Origin of the sequence: Streptomyces sp. AA4, assembly GCF_000158875.1 — a bacterium.
Taxonomy (GTDB): domain Bacteria; phylum Actinomycetota; class Actinomycetes; order Mycobacteriales; family Pseudonocardiaceae; genus Amycolatopsis.
This window is the reverse complement of sequence record NZ_GG657746.1, coordinates 3,855,523-3,869,280: the sequence shown is the minus strand read 5'-3', so window position 1 is coordinate 3,869,280 and position 13,758 is coordinate 3,855,523. Positions and strand designations below refer to the sequence as shown.

The 13,758-nt window shown below is 69.8% G+C and carries 11 protein-coding genes and 1 pseudogene; 6 read left to right on the top strand and 6 right to left on the bottom strand.

Translation table 11 applies throughout. The features are described 5' to 3' along the window. The first annotated feature begins 90 nt into the window (after positions 1-90). Positions 91-945: an AraC family transcriptional regulator gene (locus tag SSMG_RS17800; protein ID WP_037717438.1), complete on the top strand. Its 855-nt coding sequence runs from the start codon at positions 91-93 to the stop codon at positions 943-945. Here the strand turns inward: SSMG_RS17800 and SSMG_RS17795 are convergent. From SSMG_RS17795 to SSMG_RS17780, 4 genes are all read right to left on the bottom strand, one after another. Further along, complete coding sequence (locus tag SSMG_RS17795; RefSeq protein ID WP_009078098.1) at positions 911-1,891, bottom strand: VWA domain-containing protein; 981 nt, start codon at positions 1,889-1,891, stop codon at positions 911-913. The two genes, SSMG_RS17800 and SSMG_RS17795, sit on opposite strands and share 35 nt — an antisense overlap. 46 nt (positions 1,892-1,937) lie before the next feature. Continuing rightward, positions 1,938-2,891 (bottom strand): DUF58 domain-containing protein, encoded by a 954-nt coding sequence (locus SSMG_RS17790; RefSeq protein WP_009078097.1) that lies wholly within the window; start codon positions 2,889-2,891, stop codon positions 1,938-1,940. 4 nt (positions 2,892-2,895) lie between these two features. After that, the gene (locus SSMG_RS17785; RefSeq protein ID WP_220508231.1) at positions 2,896-3,891 is read right to left on the bottom strand and encodes a MoxR family ATPase; all 996 of its coding nucleotides are present in this window, start codon (positions 3,889-3,891) and stop codon (positions 2,896-2,898) included. Positions 3,892-4,072: 181 nt separating this feature from the next. Next, on the bottom strand, positions 4,073-4,627 hold the full coding sequence (locus SSMG_RS17780; RefSeq protein ID WP_009078095.1) for a molybdenum cofactor guanylyltransferase: 555 nt from the start codon (positions 4,625-4,627) through the stop codon (positions 4,073-4,075). A 65-nt stretch (positions 4,628-4,692) separates the two neighbouring features. Between SSMG_RS17780 and SSMG_RS17775 the strand changes: the two genes are divergently transcribed. Beyond that, positions 4,693-5,487, top strand: coding sequence for a GNAT family N-acetyltransferase (locus tag SSMG_RS17775; protein ID WP_009078094.1), 795 nt, complete (start codon positions 4,693-4,695; stop codon positions 5,485-5,487). A gap of 118 nt (positions 5,488-5,605) precedes the next feature. On the opposite strand, the gene SSMG_RS17770 is transcribed toward SSMG_RS17775, so the two are convergent. Continuing rightward, positions 5,606-6,994 (bottom strand): NlpC/P60 family protein, encoded by a 1,389-nt coding sequence (locus SSMG_RS17770; protein ID WP_050788215.1) that lies wholly within the window; start codon positions 6,992-6,994, stop codon positions 5,606-5,608. Positions 6,995-7,354: 360 nt separating this feature from the next. On the opposite strand from SSMG_RS17770, the gene acnA reads away from it, so the two are divergent. The 4 genes and pseudogenes from acnA to SSMG_RS17755 all read left to right on the top strand — a co-directional run bounded on the left by acnA (position 7,355) and on the right by SSMG_RS17755 (position 11,675). Further along, complete coding sequence (gene acnA, locus SSMG_RS17765; RefSeq protein WP_037714040.1) at positions 7,355-10,162, top strand: aconitate hydratase AcnA; 2,808 nt, start codon at positions 7,355-7,357, stop codon at positions 10,160-10,162. A 134-nt stretch (positions 10,163-10,296) separates the two neighbouring features. Then, positions 10,297-10,461: pseudogene (locus tag SSMG_RS47675) on the top strand (hypothetical protein); the annotation flags it as partial. Positions 10,462-10,500: 39 nt separating this feature from the next. Then, a complete protein-coding gene (locus tag SSMG_RS46970) occupies positions 10,501-10,824 on the top strand; it encodes a helix-turn-helix domain-containing protein (protein WP_234392755.1) in 324 nt (107 codons plus the stop codon). Beyond that, positions 10,821-11,675: an IS3 family transposase gene (locus SSMG_RS17755; RefSeq protein ID WP_009077419.1), complete on the top strand. Its 855-nt coding sequence runs from the start codon at positions 10,821-10,823 to the stop codon at positions 11,673-11,675. Before SSMG_RS46970 ends, SSMG_RS17755 begins: the two co-directional genes overlap by 4 nt. Positions 11,676-12,153: 478 nt before the next feature. On the opposite strand, the gene SSMG_RS17750 is transcribed toward SSMG_RS17755, so the two are convergent. Then, positions 12,154-13,758 (bottom strand): phospholipase C, encoded by a 1,605-nt coding sequence (locus tag SSMG_RS17750; RefSeq protein ID WP_009078091.1) that lies wholly within the window; start codon positions 13,756-13,758, stop codon positions 12,154-12,156.

Genomic DNA, 13,758 nt, shown 5'->3' with positions numbered 1-13,758 from the left:
GCGGCAGGGTTTTCCGATGCCTCCATGGAATCCCTTCCGCGACGCCGGGGCATCGGCAGGACTGGTCGGCTCATGGTGAAAACTGGACAGGTGACCGGGATCCGGCAGATGACCTACCAGCCCGCCGGGCGGCGCGCCGCCAGTGTCGAGACGATGACGTTCGACCGCCTTCGCGAGCTGAACGACGGCGGGACCCAGCGTGCCGACTTCCACGTCCTCGCCGTAGTCGATGCCGGACACGGTTCCGTCACCGTGGACTTCCTCCAGCACCCGCTCCAGGAGCGATCCGCGGTGTGGGTCGCGCCTGGAGCAGTGCACCGGTGGGACGACATCGCCGACGTGACGGGACAGGTCGTGCTGTTCGTGCCGACCGCGCCGGTCACCCGCGCCACCCGGGAACTCGCCGCGTCCCCGGACCTGGCCGCGCGCTGGGCCATTCCCGCCGCGGACTGGCCGTTCGTCGCCGCCGCGCGCGACCATCTCGTCCTCGAAACATCCGCGCCGCCCGGTGACATCCCGGCAGAGCTGCCCGAGATCCTGCTCTCCGCGCTCCTCGCCCGGCTCCGACCCCGCCCTGCCGAAGCCCGGCCGGTCAATCCGGTGTTCCGGCGGTTCCAGTCCAGCGTCGAAGCGCATTTCCGGGAACATCACGACGCCGGCTACTACGCCTGGACGCTCGGTTACTCGCCCCGCACCCTCACCAGGGCCGTGCAGCAGGCCACCGGACGCACCGCGAAGGCATACGTCGTCGACCGGATCGTCCTGGAAGCCAAACGGCTCCTCGCGCACGACCGGCTCACCGCGGCCGCCTGCGCCCGCACGCTCGGCTTTCCCGACGCGTCCAACTTCTCGGTGTTCTTCCGCAAGGCAACCGGGGTGCGGCCGGGCGCGTGGCAGGCCGCCGAGCCTGTTACGGCAATCTCTGGCCGAACACCAGCGCGGTAGCCGCCCCGGCCATGAGGATGATCGTCCCCAGCACCACCCACGGCTTGCTCGCGTCCGCGTTCTTCAGCTCGTACCCGATCTGCTCCCCCAAGTCGGCGTACACGCGTTTCAGCTCGTCCGCGCTCGCTGCCTTGTAGAACTCTCCTCCGGACAGCCGGGCGATCTCGCGCAGCGACTCGTCGTCCACGCGGACGTCCTGCTGTTTGCCCTCGATGTCGACCGACCCGTGCTCGGTGCCGAACGAAATCGACGAGATCGGCATCTGCGCCTGCTTCGCCGCCTGCGCCGCCGTGTACGCGCCGCGGGGGGCGTACAGGTCTTCCGGCACCGTCTGCTTGCCGTCGCTCATCAGCACGATCCGCGCGGGCGGCGGCCCGTCCGCGCCGCCGACCACCGCCGAGAAGCTCTGGATCGACTGCATCGCCGCGTAAATGCCTTCGCCGGTGGCGGTGGACTGCGCGAGCTTGAGGTTGTCGATCGCCTTCGTCACGCCCGCCCGGTCCGTGGTGGGGTTGACCAGCACGGTCGCGGTTCCGGCGAAGGAGATCAGGCCCAGGTTGACGCCCGGCGTCATGTTCTGCGCGAACTGTTTCGCCGCGTCCTGAGCCGCCTTCAGCCGCGTCGGGGCGACGTCGGTGGCTTCCATCGACAGCGACACGTCGATCACCAGCATGACCGTCGCCCGGTTGCGCGGGACCTTCTGCTCGGCCGTCGGACCGGCCAGCGAAACCGTCAGGAACAGCAGCGACAGCACGATCAGCACCGCGGGCACGTGCCGGATCCAGCCCTGCGCCTTGGGCGCGACCTTCTCCAGCAGTTCGAGGTTCGCGAACCGCATCACCCGGCGGCGGCGCTGCCGCTGCGACAGCACGTACGCGGCCGCCACCGCGGCGACCGCGATCAGCAGCAGGAACCACCACGGGGAACTGAATCCGGCGAGGCTCATGCCGTCGCCTCCTTACCGGTCGTCCGGGCGGCGGTCGCGGGCGTGCTCACGCGACCCCTCCCGACCAGCGGCGCTTGCGGGCGACCACGAACCGCACCATGTCCGCGATCCAGTCGGAATCGGTGCGCAGCACCAGATGCGCCGCCCCGGCCCGGCGCAGCGCGGCCGCGACCGCCTGCCGGTGCGCGTTCGCCGCCGCGCCGAATTCCTTGCGCAGCAACGCCGAAGCGTGCACCTCGCGCTGCCGTCCGGTCTCCGGGTCGGCCAGCACGACGGTGCCGACGTCCGGCAGGTCCACGTCGCGCGGGTCGATGATCTCGATCGCGATCAGCTCGTGCCGCCCGGCGAGCGCGCGCAGCGGGCGCTCCCAGTCCATCGGGCCGAGGAAGTCGGACAGCACCACCGCGAGACCGCGCCGCCGCGGCGGACGGCGCAGCTTTTCCAGCGCACCGGCCAAATCGCCGCGGACGCCCTCGGGGGCACGGGGCGTCTCGGCGAGCCGCCGCACCAGGCCGCGGGCGTGCGGAAGCCCACCGCGCGCGGGGAGCCGGGTGATGCCCTCGCCGTTGGACACGAGCGCGCCGATGCGGTTCCCGCCGCCGCCGGTCAGGTGCGCGACCGCCGCGGTCGCGCAGACGACCAGGTCGCGTTTCTCGCACAGCGCGGTGCCGAAGTCGAGGCTCGCCGACATGTCCGCGACGACCCACGTCTCCAGCTCGCGGTCGGCGACCGTCTCGCGGATGTGCGGCGTCGTCGTGCGCGCGGTGACCGCCCAGTCCATCCGGCGCACGTCGTCGCCGGGCTGGTACGGCCGGGCTTCGCCGGGCTCGGACCCCGGGCCCGGGACGAGCCCGAGGTGGTTGCCCTGGAGCAGTCCGTCGAGGCGGCGGCGCACCTCGAGTTCGAGGGTGCGCAGCCCCGCTTCCATCCGCTCGCCGCGCAGGATCGGCGGGGCCCAGCCGGGCCGTCCGCCCGGGTCTTTCGAGGAGGTGCCAGCCACGCCGTTACCTGACGGGCGCGCCCGCCGGCACGGGGCCGGCGCCGCCCTGCGGCCGGGCCGAAACCTGCGGCAGCGGCACGGTCTGCAGCACGCGGGTGACGATGTGGTCCACCGGGACGCCGTCGGCCAGCGCGTCGTAGGACAGCACGAGGCGGTGCCGCAGCACGTCCGGCACGACGTCGACGACGTCCTGCGGGAGCACGTAGTCGCGGCCGCGCACGAGCGCCAGCGCCCGCGCCGCGGCGATGATGCCGAGGCTCGCGCGCGGCGAGGCCCCGTAGGACACCCAGCCCGCGACGTCGGAAAGCCCGTGGTCGTTCGGGGTGCGCGTGGTGAGCACGAGCCGCACGACGTAGTCGACCAGCGCGTGGTGCACGAACACCTGCGACGCGACGCCCTGCAGCCGCACCAGCTCCGCCGGGCTCAGCACCTCGTGCGGTTCCGGCGGCGTGACGCCCATCCGGTAGATGATCTCGCGCTCCTCCTCGGCGGAGGGGTACTCGACCAGGATCTTGAACAGGAACCGGTCGCGCTGGGCTTCCGGCAGCGGGTAGACGCCCTCGTTCTCGATCGGGTTCTGCGTGGCCAGCACGAGGAACGGATCGGGCATCGGGAAGGTCTTGCCGCCGATCGACACGTGCCGCTCGGCCATCACCTCGAGCATCGCCGACTGCACCTTCGCCGGGGCGCGGTTGATCTCGTCGGCGAGCACGAAGTTCGCCACGACCGGGCCCAGCTCGACGTCGAAGCGCTCGGCGCCCTGGCGGTAGATGCGCGTGCCGAGGATGTCGGCGGGCACCAGGTCGGGAGTGAACTGCACGCGGGAGAAAGAACCGCCCACGACGCGCGCGAACGTCTCGACCGCCAGCGTCTTCGCGACCCCGGGCACGCCTTCGAGCAGCAGGTGCCCCTTCGCCAGCAGCCCGACGAGCATGCGCTCCACCAGCCGGTCCTGCCCGACGATGACGCGCTTCACCTCGAACACGGTGCGTTCCAGCAGCTGGGCGTCCCGCGCCGGGGTGCCGGGCTGCTGCCCGTTCGCTCCCTCGGCGTAGCCGGGCTCGGTCACTCTTCCTCCAGGGGTTTCCGCGTCTGCGTGCTCGCCCGCGACCCTACTGGGTCGAGAACTTCCCGCGACGGTAGCCAATCGCATCGCCGGTGTGACAGCTGTGAAGCCCCTGTCAGCGGTGCTTTTCCAGGTCCTCCGGCGTGTCGATGTCGTCGCTCTCGCCCGGCTCCGCGGGGACTTCCGCGATCCGCAATCCGCCGAGCGTCCGACGCAGCGACGCGTTTTCCGGACGCTCCGGCATCGCCCCGCGCAACGCCGCCGTGCGCCAAGCGCTCACCAGCCATTGCCGCTCCCCTGTCGCATCGACGAGCACGGCACCGTCTGTATCGACCACTGTGGACCGCAGCCGGTCCACAGTGGAGCGCCGGATGCCCGGGAGATCAGCGGCGAGCAGCACGACGAGTTCGGCGTCCCCCACTGCTTCCAGCCCCGCCGCCAGCGCCGCGACCGGCCCCGCGCCGGGGACGGCCTCGCGCGTCCAGACAACCGTGTCGTATCCCGGCCGCCGCGGACCGCACACCACGACCGGGTCCGCTCCCGCCAGCGCCTCGACGGCCCGGCCCAGCAAGGAGATCCCGCCGACGCGCAGCTCCGGCTTGTCCACTCCGGACAATCGGCGCGCGGACCCGCCGGCGAGCACGATCCCGGCGAACCGGCGTTCAGTCATCGCCCCAGCGTGCCCGCCGCGGAAACCCGCGCGCGCTCCGGGGTCGCCCGCGTTAGGTTGCCGTCGTGCCTGACGCCGCGCGGCTGCTCGCCGCTTACGACCGCGAAGTCCGCCAAGCCGAACTGAGCCAGGCTGAACCTGGCCAAGAACTGACTGTCGACGGCCCGCTCGCGCGCCTCACCGGCGGCCGCCGCGGGTTTGTCTCCGGCCCGCCCGACCTCGGCGTGACCGGCTCGGCGCTCGACGAGCTGATCGCCCGGCAGCGCGCGTTCTTCGCCGCGCGCGGCGAGGAGTTCGAGTGGAAGACGCGCAGCCACGACCGTCCCGTGCAGCTGCCGGAACGGTTGCTCGCCGCCGGATTCGTCCCGGAGGAGACTGAAACCGTCCTGATCGCGCCGCTCGACGCGGTCGCCGCCTCGGCCCCGCCGTCCACCGACGTCGTCGTGCGAGAGGCAGCCGGCGACGACGACCTGCTGCGGATCGCGACCCTGTCGGCCTCGGTGTTCGGCCACGACGAGGCCGCGGTGGCCGCCGATCTGCTCGCCCGGGCCCGCGCCGATTCCGGAACCACGACGCACGTCGTCGCCGAAGCGGACGGCCGGTTCGTCGCCGCGTCCCGGCTGGAGTTGGTTCCCGGCACCGGATTCGCCGGGCTGTGGGGCGGCGCGACCCTCCCCGAATGGCGCGGCCGAGGCCTCTACCGCGCCCTCGTCGCACACCGCGTCGGCACAGCCCGCGCCCGCGGCGTGGCCTATCTGCAGGTCGACGCCCTGCCCACCAGCCGCCCGATCCTCGAACGGCTCGGCTTTACCGCCGTCACCGAAACGACCCCGTACGTGTGGAGCCCCCTGAGCCGCTAAAGCACGACACCCACGGCCCGCCACCCGCGTAGCCGCCGAGGCCGACTGCGGGTTCGTCGCACCCCGCGTCACCAGAACGGCTCGGCTTCACCGCCGCCCCGTACGTGTGGGTGCCCGCTCAGCCGATGAGGCGAGTCGCGTACGGCATGATCCCGCCGTAGCGGACCGGGACCACGCGCACGTACGAACCCGACTGCGGGGCCTCCACCATCTGCCCGTTGCCCAGGTACAGCGCGACGTGGTGGATGCCGCCCGAACCGCCCCAGAAGAGCATGTCGCCGCGGCGCATCTGCGACAGCGGCACATGGCGGCCGGAGTTGTACTGGTAGCCGCTGTAGTGCGACAGGCCCTGGACGCCGGCGAAGGCGTAGATCATCAGGCCGGAGCAGTCGAAGCCGATCTTGCGGTAGTCGCCGTAGCTGTCGGCCACGCCGCCGTCGCGGATGCCGCGGGTCGGGCCGCTGCCGTTGCCGCCGCCCCACGCGTACGGCATGCCCACTTTGGACAGCGCCCGCGCGATCACGGCCTCGATCGAGCTGCCCGCCGCCGGGGACGGACGGCCGCGGCTGCCGCCGCCGTTGTCGTCGTCGCCACCGTCGTTGTTGTTGTTCGCCGCGGCTGCCCGCAGCGCCGCCTGCCGGGCGCGCTCCTCGTCCTCGCGCTGCTTCTGCGCGAGCCAGTCCTGGTAGCGCTGGCGCTGCCCCTGCAGCCCGTTGACCTTCGCCTGCGCCGCGTACAGCTGCTGCTCGACGGAGTTCTTGCTGGCCTCCAGCTGCGTGTTCTGCGAGGCCTGGGCCTGCTGCGCGGCCACGGCGGCGGACTGCGCGGCGTCCGCGGTGCCCTTCGCCCGGGTGGCCGCGTCCTGCTTCTGCTGCGCGAGCTCGAGCGCCTTGCGCGCGGCCGAGTCCTTGTTGGCCTTGTCGGTCTGCGCCTGCTGGAGCCGGTCCATCGCGTTGAGCCGCGACCCGCCGATGGCGTTGAGCAGCTGGGCGCGGGCGAGCAGGTCCTTCGGGCTGTCCGAGGTCAGGTACGCCGAGATCGACCCGATCGTGCTGCCCTGCTCGAAGCTGGCGGCGGCGAACTTCTTCGCGTCCTCGCGAGCCTTCTCGATCGCGCCGACCGCCGCGTCCGCCTCCTGGCGCGCGGACTTCGCGTCGTTCTGCGCCTGGGTCGCCTCGTCCTGCGCCGTCTGCAGGTCGACCAGGGCCTTCATGGCCTGTTCCTGCTTCAGCTCGACGTCGTCCTGCAGCGCGCTCAGCTTCTGCTCGGCCTGGGCGAGCTGGTTCGTGAGCCGGCCGACCTCGCCCGCCTTCGCGCTGGCGTCGCCCTTGGCCGAGTCGATCGCCGAATCGCTCGGGTTCGGCGGCGGCGGGGGCACCGCGAGCCCCGTGCCCGTCGCGCCGAGCAGCGCCGCCAGGGCGACGGCCGCGACCGTCAGGCCTCGCCGGGCTCCCGCGCCGCGCACCAGCGCGTCCGCCGTCCCGGACCGTCCCCGCCGGACCCTCACGCCCGCCACCTCCGCTCACTGGCTGCCGCGTTACGGGCACACCGCGTACCACTGCAGTCACACCACTATCACAAGCCTCAGGAAGAACTTACACACCGCGGAGATCATTTCCCCTGTTCGGGGGACCTGGCGGGACGGCGTGTCCGGATGGCGCACGTCACTCCGCGTGTCGTCTTGAACGAAATACAGGACACGCGTACTGTTTGGGGCGACGGACGAGGTGTGCCCTCCCGGTTCCGGTTCTACGGTGGGGGTGCGCAAGACTCGCCTGGGTCGACCCGACGACCCGGAGAACGACACCGAACTGACCCGGGAGGAAACGCCGGCTGCGGCGTGGAATCCATGCCACTGGAGTTAGACGTGACTGCACCTAGCAAGGACAGCTTCGGCGCCAAGGACACCTTGCAGGTGGAAGAGAACTCGTACGAGATCTTCCGCCTGGACAAGGTCGAAGGCTCCGCGCGGCTGCCCTACAGCCTGAAGATCCTCCTCGAGAACCTGCTGCGCACCGAGGACGGCGCGAACATCACCGCCGACCACATCCGCGCGCTCGGCGGCTGGGATCCGAACGCGGACCCGTCGACCGAGATCCAGTTCACGCCCGCCCGGGTGATCATGCAGGACTTCACCGGCGTGCCCTGCGTGGTCGACCTGGCCACCATGCGCGAGGCCGTGACCGACCTCGGCGGCGACCCGGACAAGGTCAACCCGCTCGCTCCGGCCGAGATGGTCATCGACCACTCGGTGATCATCGACGTGTTCGGCCGCGCGGACGCCTTCGAGCGCAACGTCGAGATCGAGTACGAGCGCAACCGCGAGCGCTACCAGTTCCTGCGCTGGGGCCAGGGCGCCTTCGACGAGTTCAAGGTCGTCCCGCCGGGCACCGGCATCGTGCACCAGGTCAACATCGAGCACCTGGCCCGCACCGTCATGGCGCGCAACGGCCAGGCCTACCCGGACTCCTGCGTCGGCACCGACTCGCACACCACCATGGTCAACGGCCTCGGCGTGCTGGGCTGGGGCGTCGGCGGCATCGAGGCCGAGGCGGCCATGCTCGGCCAGCCGGTCTCCATGCTGATCCCGCGCGTCGTCGGCTTCAAGCTGACCGGCGAGATCCCGGCCGGCGTGACCGCGACCGACGTCGTGCTCACGATCACCGAGATGCTGCGCCGCCACGGCGTGGTCGGCAAGTTCGTCGAGTTCTACGGCGAGAGCGTCGCCCAGGTACCGCTGGCCAACCGCGCCACCATCGGCAACATGAGCCCGGAGTTCGGCTCCACCGCGGCGATCTTCCCGATCGACGAGGAGACCGTCCGCTACCTCAAGCTGACCGGCCGCTCGGCCGAGCAGGTCGCGCTGGTCGAGGCGTACGCCAAGGAGCAGGGCCTCTGGCACGACCCGTCGCACGAGGCGCAGTACTCCGAGTACCTCGAGCTGGACCTGTCGACGGTCGTCCCGTCGATCGCCGGCCCGAAGCGCCCGCAGGACCGCATCGAGCTGTCCGACGCGAAGTCCTCGTTCCGCAAGTCGGTGCACGACTACGTGGAGGGCGAGCAGCCCACCCCGCACACCAACGTCGACGAGAAGGTCGAGGAGAGCTTCCCGGCCTCCGACGCGCCCGCGCTGTCGTTCCAGGACGAGACCGCCGTGCCGGTGCAGTCCGCGGCCAACGGGGCCACCGGGCGGCCGAGCAAGCCGGTCAAGGTGTCCAGCGCCGACCGCGGCGAGTTCGTGCTCGACCACGGCGCCGTCGTGATCGCCTCGATCACCTCGTGCACCAACACCTCCAACCCGTCGGTCATGCTCGGCGCGGCGCTGCTCGCGCGCAACGCGGTCGACAAGGGCCTGTCGGTCAAGCCGTGGGTCAAGACGTCGATGGCTCCCGGCTCGCAGGTCGTCACCGACTACTACGAGAAGGCCGGTCTCTGGCCGTACCTCGAGAAGCTCGGCTACCACCTGGTCGGCTACGGCTGCACCACCTGCATCGGCAACTCGGGCCCGCTGCCCGAGGAGGTCTCGGCCGCGGTGCAGGAGAACGACCTGACCGTCGTGTCGGTGCTGTCGGGCAACCGGAACTTCGAGGGCCGGATCAACCCGGACGTCAAGATGAACTACCTGGCGTCGCCGCCGCTGGTCATCGCGTACGCGCTGGCCGGGACGATGGACTTCGACTTCGAGAACCAGCCGCTGGGCCAGGACTCCGAAGGCAACGACGTGTTCCTCAAGGACATCTGGCCGTCGCCGCAGGAGATCCAGGAGACCATCGACTCCGCGATCACGCAGGAGATGTTCTCGAAGGACTACGCGGACGTGTTCGACGGCGGCGAGCGCTGGAAGTCGCTCCCGACGCCGACCGGCAAGACCTTCGACTGGGACGCCGAGTCCACCTACGTCCGGAAGCCCCCGTACTTCGACGGCATGACCGCCGAACCGGCTCCGGTGCGGGACATCTCGGGCGCCCGGGTGCTGGCGAAGCTGGGCGACTCGGTCACCACCGACCACATCTCCCCCGCCGGCGCGATCAAGGCCGACACCCCGGCCGGCCGCTACCTGACCGAGCACGGCATCGAGCGCAAGGACTTCAACTCCTACGGCTCGCGCCGCGGCAACCACGAGGTCATGATCCGCGGGACCTTCGCGAACATCCGGCTGCGCAACCAGCTGCTGGACGACGTGCAGGGCGGCTACACCCGCGACTTCACCCAGGAGGGCGGCCCGCAGGCCTTCATCTACGACGCGGCCCAGAACTACGCCGCGGCGGGCACCCCGCTGGTCGTGCTGGGCGGCAAGGAGTACGGCTCCGGTTCGTCCCGCGACTGGGCGGCCAAGGGCACCAGCCTGCTGGGCGTGCGCGCGGTGATCACCGAGTCGTTCGAGCGCATCCACCGCTCGAACCTGATCGGCATGGGCGTCATCCCGCTGCAGTTCCCGGAGGGCGAGTCGGCGTCGTCGCTGAAACTGGACGGGACCGAGACGTTCGACATCGAGGGCATCACGAAGCTGAACGAGGGCGAAACCCCCCGCACGGTCCACGTGACGGCCACGAAGGAAGACGGCTCGAAGGTCGAGTTCGACGCGGTCGTCCGCATCGACACCCCCGGCGAGGCGGACTACTACCGCAACGGCGGCATCCTGCAGTACGTCCTGCGGAAGATGACCCAGTCCTGACGGTCTGACCCCAAGTACGTGGCCCGCCCCGGTTCCCCGGGGCGGGCCACGCTTGGTTTCCGGCCGCCGCTCCGCACCGGGCGCCCTCGTGCCACGTCCGTGAGGGGAACCCTGAGTGAACTGCGCCCCGGAAGTTGGACTGGGAATCCAGTTCCAGCTGTCCGGGGAGTGGTTCGTTGCATCCACGCAGTTCGTTGTCTGAGTGGCAGCGGGCGTCCGCTGTTGCGTTGTTCGAGGACGGGTATGGCGCGAAGGCCGTGGCGTCCCGGTTGGGGGTGTCGGCGGGTGCCGTGCGACGCTTGCGTGATCGTTGGAGGCTGCGGAGCGCGGGAGCGCTGATGGACAAGCCAGGCAGGCGGTCGTTCGCGTTCGAGTTCAAGCTGGAGGTCGTGCGCCGGTATGTCGGCGGCGAGGCGACCGCGGCCGAGCTGGCGCGCGAGCACGGGCTGTCCTCGCCCAAACTCGTGGAGAACTGGGCGCGGGCGTATCGGCGCGAGGGAGAGGACGCGTTGCGGCCCAAGCCGAAAGGCCGTCCGCCCGGTGTCGCGGACTCGCCGGGTCCCGGCGAGCTGGAGCGGTTGCGGGCGGAGAACCTGCGGCTGTCGGCGGAGAACGCCTACCTAAAAAAATTGCGGGCCTTGAGGGAGCAGGGGCGAGGGTGAAAACCCAGGCCGTCGCCGCCCTCAAGGCCGACTATCCGCTGCCGGTGCTGCTGGCGGTCGCGGGCCTGGCCCGGTCGACGTTCTTCTACCACCAGGCCCGGCCCGACCGGCCCGACCCGCACGCCGGGCTCAAGGCCGCGATCGCCGAGGCGTTCGAGGCCGCCCGCGGCCGCTACGGGCACCGGCGGATCCACACGGTCCTGGCCCGCGCCGGCTGGCGGGTGGCGAAGAAAACCGTGCTCGCGCTGATGAACGCCCTCGGCCTGGTCTGCCAGGTCCGGCGGCCGCGCCGGCGCCGGTCCTGGCCCGGCCGGCCCGGCACGGCCGCCGAGAACCTGCTCAACCGCGAGTTCGGCGCCGAGGCCCCGGACACCAAATGGGTCACCGACGTGACCGAGTTCCGCATCGGCGACCGCAAGGTCTACCTCTCGCCCGTGATCGACCTGTTCGACCGGTCCGTGATCGCCTACGCCTGCGGGCCGTCCCCGACGCTGGAGCTGACGAACTCCTCGCTGCGCGCCGCGATCGCGACCCTGCCCGCCGGAGCCCGCCCGCTGGTGCACTCCGACCAGGGCTTCCAGTACCGGCACGCCTCCTGGCGCTCCCTGCTCGCCGACGCCGGCCTGACCCAGTCGATGTCCCGGCGAGCCACCTGCCTGGACAACGCCGTCGCCGAGAACTTCTTCGGCCACCTCAAAGAAGAACTCTTCCACCACACCAAGTTCGACACCGTCGACACGTTCATCACGGCACTGCACGACTACATCGACTGGTACAACACCACCCGCATCTCCACCACGCTCCAAGGCCTGAGCCCGGCCGAATACCGGGCCCAGACCCTCGCCGCCTAACCTCTACATAACCAGTCCAACTTCCGGGGCCCAGTTCAGAGGGACTCTGAGTCCCTCAGGGTTCCCCTCACGACACTCCCGCCCCGCCGCCTCCGCGCCCCAATGCCACATTGGGTGCGTCAGACGCAACGAATGCCACATTGGGTGCGTCACATGCACCCAATGCCACATTGGGGCGCTCCCCGCTCCGCCCAACGCAGCGACGCCCAAGCCGCGAAAAAACCGCCGCCGATGCACCCAAACAGCGCAGCACCCAAGCCGAGCAACAAACCGCCACCGATGCACCCCAACCACCGGGGGCACCCACCCCTCCCCCAACCCCGATACAAAGCCGCCCTGCGGTTCGGGGGTGCTTGTCAAAGGCATCTTTCCCGCCTTGACAAGCACCCCCGAACCGTCAGCACAATGAAAAATCGGGGTGCCCCACGCAACCACCCAATAGCAATGTCGCCGCCAGGCGACGAGCCGAAACGCCCCCCTACCCAACAACCGCACCAGTTTGAGGATCCACCCTCACCACCCCCGCCCCCGCACGCGAAAAGTCGAACATCCCCGACAACGACCCAGCCATCACATCGAACGACCCGCCGCCAACCCGCCCCAAATGCCAGTTGTCCTCGATAAACCGCAACACCGAAGTCTGATCCGTCACGGTGTGATCAACATAATTAACCCGACTGAACGGAGAAATCACCAACAACGGCAGTCGCGGCCCATACCCACACCGATCCGCAAACCCACCCAACTTAACCGGCTCAGCCGTACAAATCGAAGCATCCTGCGCCAAATCATGCGACCCGTTCACCACCCGGGCCGGAACATGATCATACCAACCGTCGGAATCGTCATAAGCCAACACAATCGCCGTATTCTTCCACTGCGGCGAAGCCTGGATCCGATTAATCTCCTCAGCCACGAACGCCTGCTCGTCCAACGGATCCGAGTACCCGGCATGCCCGTCCTGATACTCCGGAGCCTTCAGAAAACTCACCGCAGGCATAGTCCCCGCCGCAAGCGCGTCATTGAAGTCCCGAACATCATACTGATGATTAGCCTGATCCTGCTGCCCCACCGCAGCCAACGACGACGGCGGCAGATGCTTCCGATTAGCAGTAGACCGGTAATACTGGAACGGCTCGTGATGCGGACTGTAATCAACCGAAGCCTGCCCGCCCACATTCGCATGCTTGGCCCCGCAAACGGCATACCCGTTAGCCTCACCAGTAGGCCGGAACCCCCCTTGGAACCACCCCCAGGTAACCCCACGCGCATTCAGCAAATCACCGACATTCCGCCCCCGGAACTCCCCGAGATTGTCCTTAGCGGTGTGATTCTTGTCCGAACAGTCGTCGAACGCCGGGTCCGGATCCGTGATCATGGTCCCCACGCCACGGGCATCCGGCGAAGCCGCCGTACGCGGATCCACCTTAGGCTCGCCGGTAACCGAATCCACCGGCTGCAACCCATGCGTCTGACCGGAAATCAGATTGATCGCACCAGGACTGGACGGCCCGAAAACCGTATTGAAGGAATTGTCATTCAACGCGTAATGCTGCGCGTAATTCCACATCGCGGTAACAGTGTTGCCGTCGAAGTAGTTCATCACCAGACCCGGCTCGCCGAACAGCACGGGCTGCCCGGTGCACTTGTCCTTCTCGGTGTACTCGACGAACTTGTCCATCTTGCCGCCGTTGAACGCGGCCTGTTCCTTCTTGTAGTCGTGCGCCTGGTCGCAAGTGAGCGCCTGGTCCGGGCTCAGCCGCTTCGGGTTGTAGGCGTTCGGGTTGTGCTGCAGCAGCTCGGGAGTGAGGCCGTTGACCTTCGGGGTGCCGGGCGCGGCGTGGAACGGGGTGCCGTTTTCGTTGGTGGCGTTCGGATAGGTGCCGAAGTAGTGGTCGAAGGAGATGTTCTCGCCGAAGATCACCACGACGTGCTTGATCGGCGTCGACGTCGCGAACGTCTCGGCGGCGATCGCGCGCGCCGGGGCCGAGGGCGACGCCGAACTGCTCGCGCACGCCGCGGCCAGCGCCGCGGTCGCCGCCAGCGCGGCCGCCGCGGTGGCCCGCTTCCTGGTCCGCTTCAC

Coding starts and splice junctions, on each gene's coding strand:
- SSMG_RS17795 (WP_009078098.1), bottom strand. CDS start 1,891: ATGAGCCTCGCCGGATTCAGTTCCCCGTGGTGGTTCCTGCTGCTGATC.
- SSMG_RS17780 (WP_009078095.1), bottom strand. CDS start 4,627: ATGACTGAACGCCGGTTCGCCGGGATCGTGCTCGCCGGCGGGTCCGCG.
- SSMG_RS46970 (WP_234392755.1), top strand. CDS start 10,501: ATGGACAAGCCAGGCAGGCGGTCGTTCGCGTTCGAGTTCAAGCTGGAG.